The sequence below is a fragment of the Lactobacillus sp. ESL0791 genome (genome assembly GCF_029433255.1).
Lineage (GTDB): Bacteria > Bacillota > Bacilli > Lactobacillales > Lactobacillaceae > Lactobacillus.
Genome location: NZ_JAQTHU010000001.1, coordinates 481,698 through 501,449 on the forward strand (window position 1 = coordinate 481,698; position 19,752 = coordinate 501,449).

At 36.8% G+C, this 19,752-nt stretch carries 16 protein-coding genes and 1 tRNA gene; 13 read left to right on the plus strand and 4 right to left on the minus strand.

Translation table 11 applies throughout. The features are described from left to right. Positions 1-33 precede the first annotated feature (33 nt). The 3 genes from PT285_RS02340 to PT285_RS02350 all read left to right on the plus strand — a co-directional run bounded on the left by PT285_RS02340 (position 34) and on the right by PT285_RS02350 (position 2,825). Positions 34-1,239: an LCP family protein gene (locus PT285_RS02340; RefSeq protein WP_277147597.1), complete on the plus strand. Its 1,206-nt coding sequence runs from the start codon at positions 34-36 to the stop codon at positions 1,237-1,239. Positions 1,240-1,266: 27 nt separating this feature from the next. Further along, positions 1,267-1,638, plus strand: coding sequence for a hypothetical protein (locus PT285_RS02345; RefSeq protein WP_277147599.1), 372 nt, complete (start codon positions 1,267-1,269; stop codon positions 1,636-1,638). A 113-nt stretch (positions 1,639-1,751) separates the two neighbouring features. Continuing rightward, positions 1,752-2,825 carry an ATP-binding protein gene (locus PT285_RS02350; protein WP_277147601.1) on the plus strand — a complete coding sequence of 358 codons (1,074 nt, stop codon included), beginning with the start codon at positions 1,752-1,754 and terminating at the stop codon, positions 2,823-2,825. A gap of 50 nt (positions 2,826-2,875) precedes the next feature. Here the strand turns inward: PT285_RS02350 and PT285_RS02355 are convergent, their stop codons facing one another. After that, complete coding sequence (locus PT285_RS02355) at positions 2,876-3,448, minus strand: hypothetical protein (RefSeq protein WP_277147603.1); 573 nt, start codon at positions 3,446-3,448, stop codon at positions 2,876-2,878. A 179-nt stretch (positions 3,449-3,627) separates the two neighbouring features. On the opposite strand from PT285_RS02355, the gene PT285_RS02360 reads away from it, so the two are divergent. Beyond that, a complete protein-coding gene (locus PT285_RS02360) occupies positions 3,628-5,172 on the plus strand; it encodes an ABC-F family ATP-binding cassette domain-containing protein (RefSeq protein ID WP_277147605.1) in 1,545 nt (514 codons plus the stop codon). A 393-nt stretch (positions 5,173-5,565) separates the two neighbouring features. Then, positions 5,566-6,234 (plus strand): GntR family transcriptional regulator, encoded by a 669-nt coding sequence (locus PT285_RS02365; protein WP_277147607.1) that lies wholly within the window; start codon positions 5,566-5,568, stop codon positions 6,232-6,234. Between the two features lie 243 nt (positions 6,235-6,477). On the opposite strand, the gene uxuA is transcribed toward PT285_RS02365, so the two are convergent. Both uxuA and PT285_RS02375 read right to left on the minus strand, forming a co-directional pair. Beyond that, positions 6,478-7,554, minus strand: coding sequence for a mannonate dehydratase (uxuA, locus tag PT285_RS02370; RefSeq protein WP_277147608.1), 1,077 nt, complete (start codon positions 7,552-7,554; stop codon positions 6,478-6,480). A 21-nt stretch (positions 7,555-7,575) separates the two neighbouring features. Next, a complete protein-coding gene (locus PT285_RS02375; RefSeq protein WP_277147609.1) occupies positions 7,576-9,213 on the minus strand; it encodes a mannitol dehydrogenase family protein in 1,638 nt (545 codons plus the stop codon). 1,358 nt (positions 9,214-10,571) lie between these two features. Between PT285_RS02375 and PT285_RS02380 the strand changes: the two genes are divergently transcribed. From PT285_RS02380 to PT285_RS02410, 7 genes are all read left to right on the plus strand, one after another. Continuing rightward, complete coding sequence (locus PT285_RS02380) at positions 10,572-12,170, plus strand: tagaturonate epimerase family protein (protein ID WP_277147610.1); 1,599 nt, start codon at positions 10,572-10,574, stop codon at positions 12,168-12,170. Between the two features lie 40 nt (positions 12,171-12,210). Continuing rightward, positions 12,211-13,629: a glucuronate isomerase gene (gene uxaC / locus PT285_RS02385; RefSeq protein WP_277147611.1), complete on the plus strand. Its 1,419-nt coding sequence runs from the start codon at positions 12,211-12,213 to the stop codon at positions 13,627-13,629. Positions 13,630-13,712: 83 nt separating this feature from the next. Beyond that, positions 13,713-14,021 (plus strand): PTS fructose transporter subunit IIB, encoded by a 309-nt coding sequence (locus PT285_RS02390; protein WP_277147612.1) that lies wholly within the window; start codon positions 13,713-13,715, stop codon positions 14,019-14,021. A 17-nt stretch (positions 14,022-14,038) separates the two neighbouring features. Further along, on the plus strand, positions 14,039-15,160 hold the full coding sequence (locus tag PT285_RS02395) for a PTS fructose transporter subunit IIC (RefSeq protein ID WP_277147613.1): 1,122 nt from the start codon (positions 14,039-14,041) through the stop codon (positions 15,158-15,160). A 15-nt stretch (positions 15,161-15,175) separates the two neighbouring features. Continuing rightward, positions 15,176-16,033 carry a class II fructose-bisphosphate aldolase gene (locus tag PT285_RS02400; protein WP_277147614.1) on the plus strand — a complete coding sequence of 286 codons (858 nt, stop codon included), beginning with the start codon at positions 15,176-15,178 and terminating at the stop codon, positions 16,031-16,033. Positions 16,034-16,163: 130 nt separating this feature from the next. After that, on the plus strand, positions 16,164-16,622 hold the full coding sequence (locus PT285_RS02405; protein ID WP_277147615.1) for a PTS sugar transporter subunit IIA: 459 nt from the start codon (positions 16,164-16,166) through the stop codon (positions 16,620-16,622). 41 nt (positions 16,623-16,663) lie between these two features. Beyond that, positions 16,664-17,542, plus strand: a complete 879-nt coding sequence (locus tag PT285_RS02410; RefSeq protein ID WP_277147616.1) for an aldose 1-epimerase family protein — start codon at positions 16,664-16,666, stop codon at positions 17,540-17,542. Between the two features lie 86 nt (positions 17,543-17,628). Here the strand turns inward: PT285_RS02410 and PT285_RS02415 are convergent. Next, positions 17,629-17,699 (minus strand) — tRNA-Gly (locus PT285_RS02415). 183 nt (positions 17,700-17,882) lie between these two features. Here PT285_RS02415 and PT285_RS02420 point away from each other — a divergent pair. After that, positions 17,883-19,613: an IS1634 family transposase gene (locus tag PT285_RS02420; RefSeq protein ID WP_277147617.1), complete on the plus strand. Its 1,731-nt coding sequence runs from the start codon at positions 17,883-17,885 to the stop codon at positions 19,611-19,613. The last annotated feature ends 139 nt before the right edge of the window (positions 19,614-19,752 follow it).

Sequence of the window (19,752 nt, forward strand, 5' to 3'; positions counted from 1 at the left end):
TATATAACTTTTTGAAAGGGAATAATATAAATAATGGATCAAAAATCCAAACGTCGAGAAGATTACCGGCGGCATCGCTACGCTTCCCGCCTCAAACGCAACCAGGTCCTAGCTGGTTCGGTGGGAATGTTAAAATCCGGCAATGGTTTTGCTCGAATAATTGGCATTGCCATTGTTCTTGCCGCTTGCTGCGGCTTAGCGTGGGCCGCCCACATGTATTTTACAATTCACACCGCAATTGATGGCAATGGCGGCAATGAGGCTACCTCTGCCCTGATTGCCCAGAAAAAACCGATTTCTGTTTTAATTCTTGGGGTTGACCAGGGAATTGAGGGCCGCCATGATCAGGGTAATTCCGATACCTTGATTTTGGCAACTGCTAATCCAAGTAAAAATAAGGCAACAATGACCTCGATACCCCGTGATACCTTGGTGGATATCTTGGGGGATCCCGGAAATAAATATTCAATGTTTCGCGTTAATTCTGCTTACGAAATTGGCGGCAATAAAGCGGCTGCCAAAACTGTTTCTGCAATGCTGAACGTGCCGGTTAATTATTACGTTGAAGTAAATATGAAAGCCTTGAGCAGCCTGGTTGACGCGGTTGGCGGGGTTGATGTTAAAGTGCCGTTTACTTTTACCTATGATTGGGCCAGCTTTCATAAAGGAAAGCAGCATATAGACGGACGTCACGCGGTTGCCTATGTTAGAATGCGTAAAGAAGATCCTCGTGGAGACTATGGCCGGCAAGAGCGGCAGCGCCAGGTGATTATGGCAGTTGCGCACAAGGCAGTTTCGGTTGATACACTCGCTAATTACCGTAAATTGGCTGAAATTTTTGATAAGTATGTCAAAACCAATCTAACTTTTAATGACATGATTGCTTTGGCTTTGAATTACCGCAGCTGCATGAAAAATGTCAAAAGCGGCTATATTCAGGGGCATGATGCGTGGATCAATGGGTCTTCAATTCAGGTGGCCCCAACGCCGGTTTTGCAAAAGGCTTCCAGTCAAATTCGTACCAATTTGAATTTGCATGTAACAACCCTTGATAATGCGGAAACGCAGCTGAATGCCCTGAATGATAAGTATAACAGCATCGATTGGAAAAATCCTGCCGCGTTTACTAATTATCAGCTTTATGATCAGGCACTTGCTGCTGATAACAATGCACAGGCAAAGCTTGAGGATGACAGTTATGATGCGGCTAATCAGAATAATTGGAGCCCGTTTGATTAGTCCAATTTTAGAATAAAGGAGAAAATTATGCAGAAACGTTCGTTGTTCCCAATTATTTATGGTTTTATTTCTGCCCTGATTGCTTTTATTGCCGTTATCTTTGTTTGCTGGCGGACATTTCATTTTAAGTTACCAATGGCAATGATTGTTGCGGGTGTTTCTGCTGTGTTTTTCTTTGTTTTATCGTGGTTCCGGGGACATGCGTCGGTTGAAATCAAAAGAATAACGCGTAAGTATCGGTTAACAGACGAGCAGTTAGCCCGACTGACAGGCTTAAAGGCAACGGACTTTCCGATTTACCATGATCAGCTGCAGCTGATTATACCGAAGCGGCACTGGGCTCATGTTTTGGCGGCTTTGCAGAAGTATGAGCAGGAACGTGAACAGGCTGGGTTATAAAAATTAAGTAAAATCATTGAGCGAGCTAGCTTGGTGGTTTTTATTTTTGGCAAAAAGTCTAAAAAAGTCTAAAATAAAAGCAGAAGTCTAAAAAAGTCTAAAAAAGGAAAGCTATGAAAAATCCATTTAACCCGACCTTTGGTGATGTTCCCCAAATTTTTTTGGATAAGGGAAAGCAGGTCGCTGATCTGGTTAATTTAATCAAGGAGAGTCAGTTTTCACGTTCATTTTTTATCACTGGTGTCCGCGGCTCAGGTAAAACTGCCTTTTTAACGCAGATCGCCAATGAATTTAAACAGGATGAAAACTGTTATTATGTCGACCTGCTGAATAGGGAGGGAATTTTAACAAGTTTGGCGCATAAGTTAGACCAACAGCTGCATTCGCGGGTAAATAGGCTGTTTAACAATATTAATACATTTAGCATTGGCGGTCTGACTGTTGGACGTGTCGTTGAAACGCCTGAGGTTGATGAAATACTTGAAGAATTAATGGAAGAAGTAAAACGGCGGGGCAAATTTGTTGTCGTCACAATAGACGAAGTGACAAATTCAAAGGCAATTCAAGATTTTGCCCAAACTTACAGTTCATTTAAGCGTGCAGAATATCCTCTTTATGTCATTATGACGGGTCTGCCTGATTTAATTTTGGATATTCAGAACGAAGACAAACTGACATTTTTGTTGCGCTCAGAAAAGATAAAAATGTCGTCCTTAAATACGGCTGATGTAATAACCAGCTATCGGTCTATTTTTAATTGCTCATTGCAAATTGCCAATAAGATGGCCCAAATGACTAAGGGCTATTCGTATGGTTTCCAGCTGCTCGGCTGGTTATATTTTGAAAAAATCAAGTCTGATGCCAATCCGACTTTGGAAAAATTGACAGAGGTTGCTGTGCAATACCAATTGCAGTTGTTTGAAAATGCCTATCAGAAGATTTTTGTTGGTTTGTCCAAAAACGATCAATTGTATTTGCTGAATGTCAATGAGCGGCGGAAGTTTCAGGATGTTGTTGCGGGGATGCACAAGTCAAAAAGCTATGTTTCTCAGTACCGGCGCCGAGCACTAGAACGCTACTTAATTGTTCCCAGTGGGTACGGCTATGTTGAATACACTTTGCCGTATTTTAGTGCGTATTTGAAGCAGACACAGGATCCAGATTCTGCTTATTATTTTGGTTACTAATCGAAATAAAAAACCTAGCAAGATTCTGTGCAGAGCTTGCTAGGTTTTTTTTATTCTTGATATGCAAATTGCGAATAACGTTTCTTTTGCAATTTTTTAGCTAATTTTGGCGTTTGGTAAGCATGGCCTTCTACCCAGACACCAGCACCACTAGCCGTAGTCAACACTTTGTGACTATTAATTTTACTGAGGTTAACAAACATTCCGGCACCAGCGGCATCGCTCCAGCCGTGGATTCGGAGCCAATCAAGCTTGTGGTCGGTAGTTTTTTCTGCCCAAACCCAATGCTTGGTTTTGGCAAGAGTGGCTTTGTTGGTGGTCACTGCATTATGGTTAACATAGGCATGTAAGGTGAAATATTGATCTTTTTTGCCGTTAATGTAAATTGTCATTTCTTTTTTGCCGATAACGGTTTTGCAAAGCTTATTGCCGACGTAATTGTACCAAGTGCCGCGTATTGTTTGAGGAAAAGCTGCAAGATACTTTTCAGTCGGCATTTTTTTAGCAGTGCTTGCTTTCTCTGCGGTCGAAGTATTGTCGGCAGCTAAAACTGAACTTGACACTAGGGTACTGCCAGCTAATGCTAGAGCAGCAGTTAAAGTTAAAATGCGTTTCTTGTTCATGGGGAACTCCTTCTATAATTTAGATAAAGCTATTATAACATTTATTTGTATAAATAATACGAAAATATGTCAAAAATATTACAATTTGTAACAAAAACAGGAAAGCAGCGATATTACGGCTAAATAGTTTATACTAAAAAAGTTGTTTTAAGAATTACGCTATTGGAAAGGGCGGAAAAATGAGTTTACTGACAGTTAAAGACTTAGGACAGGGCTTTATTGATAAGACGCTCTATGAAAATGCGAATTTTGTCTTAAATAAGGAAGATCACATGGGGGTTACCGGTCAAAATGGTGTGGGGAAATCTACTCTGATCAAAATTTTAACCGGTGAATTGGTTCCCGATCAAGGACAGGTGAAGTGGCAGAACAAGGTAGATGTCGGTTACCTTGACCAGTATGCCAAACTGCGTGCCGGTGTGACGATTCGGGAATTTTTACGGACAGCCTTTACCAAGCTATACCAAAAAGAACAAGAGTTGAGTAAGCTCTACACCGATTATGCAGCAGATGGAGATGACCAGCTGCTGGAAAAGGCCGGTAAGGTGCAAACTTACCTTGAAGAAAATAATTTTTACGGAATTGATACGGAAATTGAGCGCGTGGCTTCAGGGCTTGGATTAGCCGATTTGGGTTACGATCATGATGTGGCTAAACTATCCGGCGGACAGCGTTCCAAGATTATTTTGGCAAAATTACTCCTGCAAAAACCTGATGTTTTGCTGTTAGATGAGCCGACCAACTACCTGGATGTTTCGCACATTGATTGGCTGGTTGACTATTTGAACAATTTTGCTGGTGCTTTTATTGTTGTCAGCCATGATTATGATTTTTTAGGTCGGATCACCAACTGTATTATCGATGTTGACTTTGGTACGATCACGCGCTACACGGGGACGCTCAAGCAGGCCTTGCGGCAAAAGGCGGCCAACCGCGAAACATACTTGAAGGCGTATGCTAACCAGCAGCGCAAGATTCAGAAGACCGAGGCTTATATCCGTAAAAACAAGGCTGGCACCCGTTCTAAGAGTGCCAAATCCCGGGAAAAGCAACTGGAACGGATGGATATCCTGCAGCCGCCGAAAAACAACCGGCAGGCACGCTTTGACTTCCCTTATGTGGAAACAGCCTCTAACCTGTTGCTGCAGACACAGGACCTGGTTATTGGCTATGACCAGGCTTTGGTGAAAGAGGCCTTTAACTTCTCGGTTGGTGGAAACGAAAAGGTAGCAATTACTGGTTTTAACGGAATCGGTAAAACGACGCTGCTCAAGACATTACTAGGGCAGTTAAAGCCAATCTATGGTTCCTATGATTTGTCAGTAACCGCAAAAATAGCTTACTTTAAGCAGGATCTGGTTTGGCCGAATAATAATATGACGCCGCTGCAGTATCTGCAGGAAGAATATGAGCGCAAGAAGCCAAAAGAATTGCGGGGGGCGCTGGCCCGGATGGGGATAACCGCCCAACAAGCAATGAGCCCGCTTAAAAAATTATCCGGTGGTGAGCAGGAAAAGGTCAAATTGGCCAAGATGCAGTTTGAACCGGCTAACCTTCTCTTTTTGGATGAGCCGACCAACCACCTGGATGCCAATACCAAGGATGCCTTGCGTAAGGCTATCATTAATTTTCCCGGCGGCGTGATTATCGTCAGCCACGAGCGTGACTTCTTCCAGGGCGACTGGATTGATAAAACAATTGATATTGAAACAATGAATGCTTAATTTGCAATTAGCCTGAAAACTAGTATAATAATTCTTGCGAGTCGACAAAAAACGCGAGATGCGTAATTTGTGAACGGGGACACCCGCCTTTGGTGGCAGGCACGGGAAGTGCCGGTGTTTGGCCAACCTGATGTGAACAGAAGTAGCCACACGTTTTCTTTAAGAAAGCGGGCCCTGTAGTAAGAGAGCAAGCTCATAATGAGCCTGCTCTTTTTTAATATAGCTAAATGGCAGAATGCCTGTCTTAGAATCTATAAGCAGTAAAGTGGGGTAAACTAACACCAAGTTTCCATCTAAAAAGCATGCAAATTAGTATTGTGATTTTCATAAAATAGAGAATATAAAAGTGTATGATATAATTAAATATTATTTAATCAAGAAAGGTCATTAACAATGGCAATGATTTCAACCATGAAAGAGCAAGTTTATAATACAATTTTACGAAGAATTATTAGTCTTGAATATTTACCTGGTCAAAAAATATCGGAAAAAGATTTAGGCGAAGAATTGCAGATAGGCCGGACACCGATTAGAGAAGCGATTTTACAATTGCGTGAAGAAGGCTTAATTACTGCAATACCCCAATCTGGAACTTATATTTCTAAGATTAATTTACAAAAAGCGAAAGATGCTCGTTTTATGCGTGAAAGTATTGAGACAAGAATCATTCAGGAAGCCATTACTAAGTTAACTGATTATAATTTTATGATTTTGCGACAGATAATTGAGCGCCAAAAGCTTGAAGCAGATACAAGTCATAATGATATGCGGTTTTTTGAGCAGGATGAGCAATTTCATCATTATTTTTATACAGTTGCTGGACGGGAACAGGTTTGGAATTGGCTGCAAATGGTTAATATGCAGTTAAATCGATTTCGTGTATTGCGACTGCGTAGCAAGTCTTTATCTTGGGATGCGTTGATTGATGAACACAAGCAAATTTTAGAAGCTGCTAGAGATAAGCAAACTGAAAAAGCTGTTGAACTACTTTCTAGTCACTTGCATAGAATGATTGATGAGGAACCAACTTTGAAAAAAGATTACGGTGAATATTTTGAATGATACGATTTTTTATCACTGTAGCTTCCTCTTGAGGATCTTTGCTGAAAAAAATTCTATTTATACAAAATTGCACTGTACTGATAAATAAATATTGTTAGAAAAGTCATGGAGGAACAATTAGCCTTCATGACTTTTTATTATGGTCTAAGAATGCTGCACTAAAAAACACTTTAAGCGCAGTTGCCTAAAGTGTTTTTAAATTAAGTATTATTTTTCATTCCTTGAATTTAATGCATAGCCATTTTATTTGCGGTCTTTATCGATAGCTTCCCATAGACCATTTAGATATGAAATACTTAACGCGCGGTCATATAACCCGTAACCTGGGCGGCCATTTTCGCCCCAAATATCGCGTCCATGATCTGGGCGGATGTAACCGGTATAATTGTTGTCATACAATGCTTTCATAATTTCGTACATATCAAGGGATCCGTCTGCTGATAAATCAGCTGATTCATGAAAGTCCCCAGCGTCGTTGATAAATTTAATATTGCGTGCGTGGATAAAAGAAACGCGATCTTTAGCAGCAAATTCGCGAATAATTGCCGGAACATCATTCTTGGGATTTTCTCCCAAACTGCCGCAACAAATTGTGAAACCGTTATATGGTGATTCATGTAATTGCTCAATTTTAAGCATGTCTTCACGGTTCTTATAAATTCGCGGTAAACCAAATAATGGACGCGGTGGATCATCTGGATGCATAGCCATTTTGACGTCGCATTCTTCACAGACGGGGATAATGGCATCTAAAAAATACTTTAAGTTGGCAGTTAATCTTTCAGTGTCAACGCCTTCATATGCCTGCATTAAACGTTTGATTTCTGCCATTCTTTCAGGTTCCCAGCCGGCTTGTACGTAACCGTTAGAATTTTTTTGCATAGCTTTAGCAATGCTTTCAGGATCATCGGTAATATATTTTTGTTCAAAAGCCATGGCAGTTGAACCATCTGGTAATGGGTAATGCAGGTCGGTTCTGACCCAGTCAAAAACCGGCATAAAATTGTAACAGATGACTTTAACACCATATTCAGCTAAATTACGAATAGTTTGAATATAATTTTCAATATATTTATCTCTTGTTGGCAAACCGATTTTAATATCATCATGAACATTGACTGATTCAATAACTTCGAGTTTTAATCCAGCGGCTTCAATTTGCTCCTTTAGCTGTTTAATTTGCTTCTTGGGCCAAACTTCACCAGCTGGAATATCAAATAAAGTGCCAACTACTTGTGATACACCCGGAATTTGGCGAATTTCTGTTAGTTTGATAGAGTCATCATGTTCGCCATACCAGCGAAATCCCATGTTTTTCATAAATAAAATCTTCCTTTGTAATTAAAAACAGTAGCTTTGATTTTGCACAGCATCGTGCAAAGTAGCTCGAACAGCACCTTTTCCAGCAATAAAGTCTTGGAAATAATCTTCAACTTTGTTGGCAAGACCAATCCTATATAAATCATTACCAAAAATGCTGTCATTAGATAAAATCGGTTTTAAGGCTTCATGAACGTTAATATTGGTATCGCCTAGAGAAATATTACCTACATTTGGTTTTAGGACGCTTAACAATGGATCAGGGCTTAGAGTGAATTCCTCTCCTTTATCATCTATTCCCATCAAGTAACGGCACCAACCTGCTAAAACAAGTGGGATAAATTCCAAGCTTCTTTGATCAAGCTGTGGGTTATCAATATAATGCTGGATGGTAATGCCATAACGGATTGGAATTTTTTGTGAAGTATCACTAGCAATTCTTTGTGGTGTGTCTGGAATATTTTTATTTGGCAAACGCAAATTAATCAATTCATCGATAAATTTTTTGGGATTGATAATCTTGGGGTCTTTAACCACAGGCAAATCTTCGCAATATCCTAAATTCTTAATTAAATCTAGCAGATCTTTATCAGCTAATTCATCGGCAATTGAAGTGTAATCAAGTAAATTACCGAAGATAGCCAATGCTGTATGCAGAGGATTCAAGCAGGCAGTGACTTTCATTTGGTCGGCATCATTAACAGTGTCACGATTCGCCATGATGACACCAGCTTTTTCTAAAGCAGGCCGACCATTAGGGAAGCTGTCTTCAACTACTAAGTAATGGATCTTTTCAGTATTGCCAAAAGGAGCAATGTTAGTATGTTTGTCAGTGTGGACAATTTCTGTATCTGCAAATCCGCTTTTCTTTAATTGATTTGCAACAGTTTCAGCTGGATTGGGCGTTATTCGATCAATCATTGTCCATGGGAATGAAACTTTCGCTGGATTTTTAAGATAATCGATAAAAGCTGCGTCAACAAAACCATTGTTTAGCCATCCATTAGCAATTCGCAAGATTTCATTTTCTAATTTCAATCCATTTTGTGAAAAGTTGTCGGTGCTGACCATGGCAATAGGTAATTTACCGGCTTTGTATCGTGAATACAATAAGTGGGCAACTGCCCCCATATTGGTTTTCGGCTTTTCAGGCCCATTTTCTATGTCAGATTGAGCAAGTGCTGTTAAATTGCCGTTAACATCGGTTAAGGCATACCCTTTTTCAGTGATTGAAAAAGTTGCAAATTGTAAGGACGACTTAGTAAAAATTTCTGTCAATTTGTTCCAACCGTCAGGATTACTTTGATTGAAAAAAATAGATTCTCCCACACTAGCCAAGAGTTCTTTTTCCAAGCTTCCGTCACTGTTCATTACTACTCTTAATATGCGATTTTGATAATTGTGATAGATCTTATCAATAACCTCGTTGTCATAAGTTTCCGCAACAATAACCCCACTGGACATATTGCCTTGATTTAATAAATCTTGGGCAATTTTCGCATGAAAACAGCGAAATAAGTTTCCCCCGCCAAAATGTACCCAAACTGGGTTTTTTTCGGTTTGAGAAGTAGTTTCAGTTTGATCGTATTTCGGAACAATAATTCCTTGGGCTGCAAAGTCAGCGCTTTTTTCTAAATAATTATCGCTTAATTTAAGCACAAATCGTACCTCCTTGTATTTAAGCTTATGGAATAAAAATATTTTCAGGCTTAAGTATACTAATATATCACAGCACTAATTTAACTAAATTTTTATCGCATGTCAATAAGTATTTTTGATTTTACCGTTTTTTCATTGCTGCACGTTCTCTTCATTGGCTAACAGTAACGTTTTACAATTCCTGCTGCAATTTAATTGTCAATGTAATAATCTCAACCAATGCGTACTTAATTTATTGGATCTGGCAATAGAAGGTCATTAAATAAAAAATTTACAAAGTTAGATTAATGGAATGAGCCTAATCTAGATTGAGATGCTACTTTAGAAAGTATGGCAGTCTATATTAAACGGTATAATTTTAATAAAATAGTCGCACGCGTAGCGTAATAGCAACAATAATTTAAGATTGCTACTGTTACGCAATTTTTTTATCTAAAAATGAGAAAGTTAATTTTTAAATATAATATTTTTTAAATATATTGATAAGCAATAACCGAAGCCGATAAATTATTTGATTAACAAACAAGAAGTGGAAGTTCCACTTTTAAATAATAGGCTAATAGTTTTTATTTAATAAAATTAAAGCTCATAGAAATAGACTTGATGTATCTATAGATATCTAATAGCGTAGTTCTTATGGCCTTCCACATTTAAAAAAGTTTATTTTTGATTCCAAAAATTCGCACTGGATTAACTATAATTTTTAAAAGCAATTTGACATAAATATATGATAATGTATACTAGTATCTAATTTGGCGTGTGCTTATTATTGGATAAGAGTTAATTTGATGCTGCGTATAAAACTGAAAGTAATTTAATTTATATTTTATCCAATAAAACTTTAAATAAAAAAATAAGCTCTTAAATAGCAGTAGCTTAATTTATAGCTGTACGCAAAAATCTTTTCAAACTTTTTGAAACAATAACGAAAAATAAGCGCAATTGCATTCAGGTTCAAACTGCGAGGATGCGCGACAATGAATTAGGGCTAACCTTAGGTATTGATAAGTATTCAAAAATATTAATTGATATAGCTTTTTAAAAATTGTTTTTCGTAAACTGAATCACAAATAAAATTTATGTCAAAAAATCTAAAATTTGCTATTGACAATAAGAAGATTTACGTAATATACTGTAATCGGTTTCAGATATACTAATATATCAAGATGGGAATTTTAGTATTGAGAGGGGGGATACATGTTCAAATTATTAAACAATCAAAAAGGTTTATGATCATGTATTTTATACACACAAAATAAATATGTGGTTAAATTTTTAGATTATATTCCTAGAAAGAGAACAAGCTTATGACAAGCAAGCTTGTTTACTGTAACTATATTTAAAACATGGAGAAATTGATGACAGATTTAAATAAGTTGTTAAATGATGTTAAAGAAATTTTGACTGAGAATATTGATTATGATCAATTAAGCAATAAGGAAATTTATGTCCCTTCCATTCAAATTGACCGAAGAAATGTTTATTTTATTCTTCACCATACTGATTCCAATGGAATCTTGCAAAAGAGTCTAGTTGTCTACGAAAATCGATTGACAGCTGGCGATTTTGAAGCAGAGGACTCATTAACTGATATTGATTCAACTTTGTTGATTGGTGAGTTGAATGAAAAAAATAATAAGGCTCTGGCTAAACGGTTTCAATGGATGCGACCAACCTCACGCCGAAATTATAAGTACTCATTTGGATTAGGTGATCGCCTAGGAAATGCTTCAAATGCACATATTAGATTATTTAAAAACCGTGGTGTTATGCCAGTTTTAGCTCAACAATCGATTCGTGAATTAGTTTTGATGAATCGAACTAATACTGAAGTTTTTCAAGATGCATCATGGGCAGTATTTGAAGAAGGGTTTGATTATGGTTGGGGCGCTGACGGTGACCATGTTAAGACACCATATGAAGTGGACTACGCGGTTAAGAGCGGGTGCTCAATTATTACGCTTGATTTAACTAAAGTAGTTAATAATGCTGCAGTTAACCTAAGCAATGAAGAAATGGATAGACAATTTAATGCTCTAGATCCAAGTCAAATTAAATACTTTAACGATACATATTTAAATAAGAGCTTTGATTTAGGGAATGGCCATTCAATCAAGTTTGATAAGCATGATGTTGAAGAGTCAGTTTTGACATTCTATGACGCAATCTTATTTGTTGCAGATATTTATAATAAATATATTGTTACTTATAATTTGGATCTTGAAATTTCAATGGACGAAACACCATATCGAACAACGAATGCTAATCACTACTTTTTCGCTAATGAATTAAAACAGCGTGGCATTGTTCCAACTTCGCTAGCCCCTCGTTTTGTAGGTGAATTTCAAAAGGCAATTGATTACATCGGTGATCCTAAGGAGTTTGAAGAGGATTTTGTCATTCATGAAGCTATTGCTGAACACTTCGGTTATAGGCTAAGTATTCATTCGGGCTCTGATAAGTTGTCTGTTTATGAAATTATTGGCCGTGTTTCAAAGAAAAATGGTTGGCATGTTAAGACAGCAGGAACTAATTGGCTAGAAGCATTGAGAGTGATTGCTCACAAAGATCCTGAATTTATGGTTGAGCTATATAAATTTGCTTATGAAAATTTGGATGATGTTAAGGACTTTTATGTGTTTGACGCGCAAACTGACGGCACGGCACCTAAGCCCGCAACGATTACATCTAAAAATGTAGTAGAGCTGCTGGATAATAATGATTCGCGCCAGATTTTACATACAATGTTTGGTCCGATTATGAATCTAAAGCATAATTATCATTATGTATATCGTGACAAATTCTGGTCAATCCTTCTTAAAAACCAAGATCTTTATGATAAGTATTTAAATATTCATATTGCAGAGCATTTAGACTTGCTTCAAGGAATAGTTAAAACAAAAAAAGAGGCGCTAGATAAAAATGAGCCAAAGTTTGATATTTCTAAAGAAATTTAATTGAAGCAAGATTATTCTAAAGGAGAAGAAGCAATATATTATGAGCTTATTAAATGATGATTTTCTATTGGAAAATGACACAGCAAAAGTTTTGTTCCATGATTATGCATCTAAGATGCCAATTATTGATTTTCATTGTCATTTAAATCCCAAAGAAATTTATGAAAATAAAAATTATCCTAATATTACCAGAATCTGGCTTAACGAAGGAACATATGGCGATCACTATAAATGGCGTCTAATGCGTGCTAATGGCGTAGATGAAAAATATATTACTGGTGACGGTGAAGAATATACAAAATTTATTGAGTGGGCAAAAACTATCGAAAAATCCTATGGCAATCCACTTTATGAGTGGACGCATTTAGAATTACGCCGCTTTTTCCATATTAATGATGAGCTGACTCAGAAAACTGCACCCAAAATCTGGGAAACAGCTAATCAATTGCTGCAAACTGAAGACTTTAAACCACGCAATTTAATTAAAAATTCAAATGTAAAAGTAGTATGCACGACAGATGATCCATCTTCGAATTTAAAATATCATCAATTGCTTAAACAGGAAGAAGAAAAGAACGGCTTTAAAACTTTGCCTGCCATGCGTCCAGATAAATTATTTCAAATTGATCAAGATGGTTATGGCGAATATTTACAAGCATTAAGTGAAGCTTCAAATGTTGAAATTAACAGCTTTAATGACATTATTACTGCACTTCATCAAAGGTTTGAGTTTTTCAGTAAGATGGGTGGCTGTTTATCAGACCAGTCGTTGTTGACATATCATTTTAAAGAGGCTAGCGAACAAGAGTTAGATAGAATTGTTAAAAAGGGTATTGAAAATAAACCACTTGAACAAGTAGAAATTGACCAATACTTAACAATGCTGCTTGAAAAATTAATGATTTTAAATAATGAATTTAATTGGACAATGCAATTCCATATTAATTCTAACCGTGATTTAAATCGGCCAATGTTTAATAAAATTGGCCCGGATACTGGTTACGATGCGGTGGGAACACAATCTGATATTGTTGCTCATATTACTAAGCTGTATATGACAATGCAAAATATAAATCAAATTCCGCGAACCATTTTTTATTCATTGAATAATAATGATTGGATGGAACTTGCTACAATGATGGGTTGTTTCCAAGGCGGAACCGTTCAAAAACTTCAATTGGGTGCAGGCTGGTGGTTTAATGACACCGCTGAAGGAATCGAAAATCAATTACGAATATTTGCTCAACAGAGTTTATTGCCAAATTTTGTTGGTATGCTAACGGATTCAAGAAGCTTTTTATCGTATCCTCGTCATGAATATTTTAGACGGGTATTATGCAATTTTTATGGCAAATTAGTTGATCAAGGCAGAGTCCCAGATGATATCGAGAAACTTGGGAAAATAGTCCAGAACATTTCTTACAATAATGCAAAAGACTATTTTGGCTTTCTTCAATAATTAAAAAATAGAAATTTGTTGAGCTTGTTGAGTTAATAAAAACTTGTATTAAGACTGTTTTAATTTTGAAAGGATGGTCAATTATGAAAATTGTTGGGGTTACTGCTTGTATTGCGGGCATTGCTCATACATATATAGCAAAAGAGAAGCTTGAAGAGTCGGCAAAAAAACTTGGAGATTCAATAAAAATTGAAACGCAGGGCTCAATCGGAGTAGAGGATGAGCTAACCAAAGAAGATATTAAGGCAGCAGATGTTGTAATTATTGCAACAGACATAGGTATAGATAAAAGCAGATTTAAAGGGAAAAAAGTTGTTTCTATACCAATCAGTGCAGTTATGAAATCGTCGGATGGATTAATTAGCAAAATTCATGAAAAAATTAAGTGTTGAGAAAGATGTGTTGAACTTTGAAAAAACAAAAATTCGAATTTAAGAGACCTGTCATGACAGGTATATCTTATATGATTCCTGTTGTTGTTGCAGGAGGAATCCTGGGTGCTTTAGCGACAGCATTCGGTGGCGTTGACATTGGTAATTTTGTTAAGCCAGGTGTAACTCCTTGGTCAAACATGAACGCCTTTACCTGGATGGGCTTTTGGTGGGGTGTTCACCAAGTTGGTGCATATGCAATGAATTTTGCGGTTGCAGTGTTAACGGCTGGTATTACTTATGCGATTTCAGGACGGCCTGGAATTGTTCCCGGATTAATCCTTGGGTATGTTTCCACCGATACAAAAGCAGGTTTTCTAGGCGGTATCCTAATAGCATTCATACTTGGATACTTTATCAATTTTATGAAAAGCTGGAAAGTTCCCAAGTGGATGGCAGGGTTAATGCCGGTGCTATTTATTCCAGTAATCTCAACTTTCGTTTGTGGAATGGGCTTTTTACTCGTTTTAGTAAAGCCGATGGCGTATTTAATGACGCATTTTCAAAACTGGATTATTAGCTTAAATGGTAGTTCAAGAGGACTATTGGGCGCGGTAATCGGTGCCTGCATGGGCTTTGACTTAGGTGGACCTGTAAATAAGACAGCCTCACTTGCAGCTAATGCATTAGGTGCACAGGGGGTATTCGGTCCTTTATCAGCAAAAATTGTTGGTGGTATGACCCCGCCTATCGGTGCTTTTATCGCGGTTATGCTTGCTAAAAAGAAGTTTGCCCGTAGTCAAATTGAAATGGCAAAAACGGCCTTTCCAATGGGTTTATGTTTTATTACTGAGGGTACGCTCCCATTTGCAGCGGCAGATCCAGTAAGATTCATAATAAGTTCTGTTTTAGGATCTAGTACTGCAGGTGCGATTGTTTTAGCAATGGGTGTTGAATGTCCTGCAACAGCAGGAGGGATTTTCGTAATTCCGCTGATGACGCACCCGCTTTGGTTTATCGTTGCATTAATTGTCGGTTCGTTAATTACAGGTGTTGTATATGCAATAATTAAAAAACCTGATGCAGATGAAAAAGTAGATGAAAAAGAAAATAATAAAGATGCTGAAGAATCAGTAGATTTTGATATTGAACAATTATAATTTTAGGAGAAAAAAATGTTAGTTACGATGAAGTCGATTTTAGATCACGCTAATAAAAATAATTATGGAATAATGGCAATGAATAGCGTAAATATGGAAATGATTCGCGGTGGAATTGAAGCTGCTGAAGAAAAATCATCACCGCTTATCATTCAAATAGGGCCTGGTCAAATGAAAAACTTGGGTCATAAAGAAGAAATTGTTCCAATGGTTAAGGAATTAAGTGCAAGAGTAAGGGTCCCAATTGCTTTAAACTTGGATCATTGTGGTGATTATAAAATAATTGTTGACTGCATTAAAAGTGGCTTTACAAATGTGATGTATGATGGGTCCAGTTTGCCTTATGATGAAAATCTTGAAAGAACAAAGATTGTATGTGCATATGCGCATGAAAATAACTGTTCAGTAGAGGCTGAATTAGGGCACGTTGGTCAAGCTGTTGATAATGATGATCATAAGCTTGACTTGTATACGGATCCGCAAAAAGCTAAGGAATTTGTAAACCAAACAGGAGTTGACGCTCTAGCGGTGGCTATTGGAACTGCTCACGGAAATTACCCTAAAGATAGAACCCCTAAAATTGATTTCGAAAGACTAAAAGAGTTGAAGGAAATGTTGCAGATGCCGCTTGTTCTTCATGGTGGCTCCGGCTCCGGTGAGGACAACATAAGTAAAGCAGTTAGTTTAGGAATTAATAAGGTTAATGTCGCAACAGATGCTTTTGCAGCAGCTAAAGCTTCAGTGCTAAAGGCTCTTGAAGAGGATGGCACTTTGGATTATGTTCATATGGAAATGATGGCTGAAAAAGGTGTCAAAGAATTTGTTAAACATTATATTGACCTAGTTAGATCAAATAATCGTTACACATTTTAATAATATTTATTGAATATGCTATTTAATACTGATTTTAAAGATGAATTTTTTATTTAGCTTTAAACTTCAGTATTTTTTGTAAGAAATTATTTTACCACTAAACTAATGAATATTTGGAGGCAGAGTACTTATGGATATGGATTTATCAAAACTGTTTGATGCTAAAATTATTGACCTGAATATGAATGTCAGCACTAAAAAAGATGCGATAAAACATTTAACAGATCTTTTATTCGATGCAGGATATGTTAATGATAAACAGGACTATATAGAAGATATATATAGGAGAGAAGAACAAGGAATAACTGGCATGGGGAATGGAATTGCAATTCCTCATGGAAAATCTGGGTCAGTTTTGAAAACAGGGCTTGCAGTTGGAAAATCAACACAAAAAATCGAATGGGAATCATACGACAACCAACCTGTGGACATTGTTTTTCTTTTTGCGGTACCTGATAAAAAAGAGGGTAATATTATTCATTTAAAATTGCTCTCAAAGGTTGCAGGCAAATTGGGTAATGAAGAAATTTTGAAAAAAATACGGGCTGCGAAGACGGCTGAGGATATCAAAGAGTGTATGTTTGAATAGGAAAGCACTTAAAGCATCATTAATTAGCATTAGGAGAAAAAATGTTTATATTAGAAAATGATAAATTTTTAACTGAGATTAATCCCTTAGGAGCGCAAATTAATCGAATATATAATAAGGAAGATAAAATTGAGTATATATGGAATGGTGAAAGGTGGCCTAAGCACGCTCCTGTACTGTTCCCGGCTATTGGTGCATCTTTTGATAATAGCTATTTCATTGACGGAAAGCAATATTCAATACCAGTTCATGGTTTTGCTAATGTTTCTGATTTCAAATTAGTGTCAAAAACGAATAATAACTTGACTTTAATGCTTTCTGATTCTGCCGAAACTAGAAAAATTTATCCGTTTAAATTCACACTAATCGCATCATATACGATTTTACCTGATGGCATATCACTTAGTTTCCTTGTTCAGAATTTAAGTGATGAAACTATGCCATTTGCGTTAGGCTCACATCCTGCGTTTAATATTCCAATGGCGAAAGATGGGCTGCAATATGACGATTATAAGGTTACTTTTGCTGGTGATTTTGAATTGCCGCTAAAAAGTTATGAAATAATTCAAACACCAACTCCATTTAGAACCGGCAATATAATTGATTTTTCGCAAAGCAAAGAAGTTAAGTTAAATCATGAAATGTTTCGTAATGGTCTTAAAGTTATCGCCAATGAAAATGTAAATGAGGTAAAATTATCTTCTGCTAATAAAGATTATTTAAAAATTAAACTCGGTAGTTTTAAAAACTTTTGTCTTTGGACAAAGGAAGATGAGGACCTAGGATTTTTGTGTATTGAGTTATTTAATGGTTTACCAGACAAAAATGGAAAATCAGTTGATTGGAGAAATAAAGAAGGAAACATCTTACTGGAACCTGGTCAAAGTAAATTGATGCAGTATGAAATTTCTTTTATGTAGATAAATAGCAAACAAGTATTGAAGACAGAATAAGATTTTGTCTAAAACAAAAAGATTGGAATGAATCCAATCTTTTTTAGTTATAAAGCGGATAGCGTGAATCGAACCCGCATCTTCAGCTTGGGAAGCTAATGTTTTACCATTAAACTATACCCGCGTTACTCAATAATTTTACCATGCTTTCTTGATTAAACCAAGTTAATTTTTGGCAACTTTCGGGAGTTTGACAGTTGAAAAGCTCTTAAGAGCCTAAAATCCTTGTTATTACGCGTTTTATCTTGTCAAATTTTTCTCTTGCTTTCGTGGTACTATTATCGTACTATATAAGTGGAGGAATTTCATGATGCGTATCCGTAAAAATATTTCTACTAATTCTGTTTCCTATTCTGTCATTGAGAGTTACCGCGATCTTAATGGTAAAGCTACTTCCAGAGTTGTCGAAGCTTTAGGCAACGAAGCTGAAATTTTGAAAAAACATCCTGGGGTTGATCCTGAACAGTGGGCTAGAAACTATGCTAAAGAACTTACTCGTAAAAAGAAGTCTTCTAACCTAGAAATTATGGTTAAGTACCGGCCTAATCGGCTAATTACCAAAAATAATCAGCTTTCTTACAATGTTGGCTATTTATTCTTACAAAGTATCTATTATCAGCTTGGTTTAGGACGAGCGATTGACCAAATTCAACGTAAACATGATTTCAAATTTGATCTGAACGATATTTTTTCTAAATTAATCTATTTACGAGTGCTGGATCCAGCTTCTAAGCGCGGTTCTTTGCTTAAATCACACGAACTGTTAGAGAACATGACTTGCAGTCAGCACGACCTGTACCGGGCTCTAGATGTTCTCCAGCAAGAAAGTCATACCTTGCAGACTGCAGCCTATCATAACAGTCAAAAATTGCTCCCTCGACAGAAAAAAATTCTGTATTATGATTGTACTAATTATTACTTTGAAATTGAGCAAGAAGATGAATTTCGCAGGTATGGGCACTCTAAAGAAAATCGCCCCAATCCAATTGTTCAAATGGGCTTATTCATGGACGGTTCTGGTCTGCCGCTAGCCTTTTCAACTTTTCCTGGAAACGAAAATGAACAGCCTTCGTTACAAAAACTAGAGAAAAAAGTATTAAAAGATTTCGATTTATCTGAGGTTATAGTTGTCACTGATGGTGGTTTATCATCTAAAGCCAATCGGCTCTTTAATAGTCGTAGTCAGCGTTCCTTTGTCACTACACAATCAATTAAGAAACTCCCCAAATATTTAAAAGACTGGTGCTTAGCCTCTAATGACTGGCACTTAAAGCCTAAAGATCGAGGGTTCAACTTAGAACAAATTAATGAACAAGCTGCCTTAGATAATGATCTGATTTATTTTAAAGAGCGCTGGATCAAAGATAATACAGGTTTTGAGCAACATTTAGTTGTGACATTTTCTATAAAATATAAGTTATATGAGCAAGAGGTGCGTCAAAGACAATTTGAACGAGCAAAACAGAAAGTTAAAACTCCCAGCAAGCTAAAAGCAGTAAATCCGAATGATCCCAAACGCTTTATTAAACAAACAGCTACTACCAAAGATGGTGAAGTAGCAGCGCAAAAGCATTTTATGATTGATACAGATAAAGAAGAAGCAGAGGCACAATATGACGGCTTTTATGCTGTGTGTACCAACTTAGAAGAAGATCCGTTAGCGATAATTAAGGTTAATCGAAGTCGTTGGGAAACTGAGGACAGTTTTCGGGTAATGAAAAGTGAATTGCGCAGTCGGCCGGTATATTTGCAACGAGAAGCAAGAATCTCGGCCCATTTTTTAATTTGTTTCATGGCATTGTTGGTGCTCAGAATAATAGAAAGAAAACTCAAAAAACACGTGTCAATTCATGAATTAATCACTTGTTTGAATGAGATGAAAGTTGTGAAGCTGCCAAGTCAAGGCTACACACCGACATATGAAAGAACAGATTTAACGGATGCATTACACGAAGTTTTTGGCTTTAGGACAGACTATGAGCTGATACCAGAAGAAAAATTGAAAAAAATTATCCTCCAAAGCAAAAAGGGGAGATAGTACCACAAAAATTCAGAAAGAAAAAGCCCTCCAAAAGACTGATATATCAGACTTACAGAGGACTTTTTTCTTTTTCAACTGTCAAACTCCGGACTATACCCGCGTTACTCAATAATTTTACCATGCTTTCTTGATTAAA

Bases quoted from the DNA above. Each gene is read 5' to 3' on its own strand.
- PT285_RS02340 (WP_277147597.1), top strand. From the start codon at position 34: ATGGATCAAAAATCCAAACGTCGAGAAGATTACCGGCGGCATCGCTAC.
- PT285_RS02345 (WP_277147599.1), top strand. From the start codon at position 1,267: ATGCAGAAACGTTCGTTGTTCCCAATTATTTATGGTTTTATTTCTGCC.
- PT285_RS02350 (WP_277147601.1), top strand. From the start codon at position 1,752: ATGAAAAATCCATTTAACCCGACCTTTGGTGATGTTCCCCAAATTTTT.
- PT285_RS02355 (WP_277147603.1), bottom strand. From the start codon at position 3,448: ATGAACAAGAAACGCATTTTAACTTTAACTGCTGCTCTAGCATTAGCT.
- PT285_RS02360 (WP_277147605.1), top strand. From the start codon at position 3,628: ATGAGTTTACTGACAGTTAAAGACTTAGGACAGGGCTTTATTGATAAG.
- PT285_RS02365 (WP_277147607.1), top strand. From the start codon at position 5,566: ATGGCAATGATTTCAACCATGAAAGAGCAAGTTTATAATACAATTTTA.
- uxuA (WP_277147608.1), bottom strand. From the start codon at position 7,554: ATGAAAAACATGGGATTTCGCTGGTATGGCGAACATGATGACTCTATC.
- PT285_RS02380 (WP_277147610.1), top strand. From the start codon at position 10,572: ATGACAGATTTAAATAAGTTGTTAAATGATGTTAAAGAAATTTTGACT.
- uxaC (WP_277147611.1), top strand. From the start codon at position 12,211: ATGAGCTTATTAAATGATGATTTTCTATTGGAAAATGACACAGCAAAA.
- PT285_RS02390 (WP_277147612.1), top strand. From the start codon at position 13,713: ATGAAAATTGTTGGGGTTACTGCTTGTATTGCGGGCATTGCTCATACA.
- PT285_RS02400 (WP_277147614.1), top strand. From the start codon at position 15,176: ATGTTAGTTACGATGAAGTCGATTTTAGATCACGCTAATAAAAATAAT.
- PT285_RS02405 (WP_277147615.1), top strand. From the start codon at position 16,164: ATGGATATGGATTTATCAAAACTGTTTGATGCTAAAATTATTGACCTG.
- PT285_RS02410 (WP_277147616.1), top strand. From the start codon at position 16,664: ATGTTTATATTAGAAAATGATAAATTTTTAACTGAGATTAATCCCTTA.
- PT285_RS02420 (WP_277147617.1), top strand. From the start codon at position 17,883: ATGATGCGTATCCGTAAAAATATTTCTACTAATTCTGTTTCCTATTCT.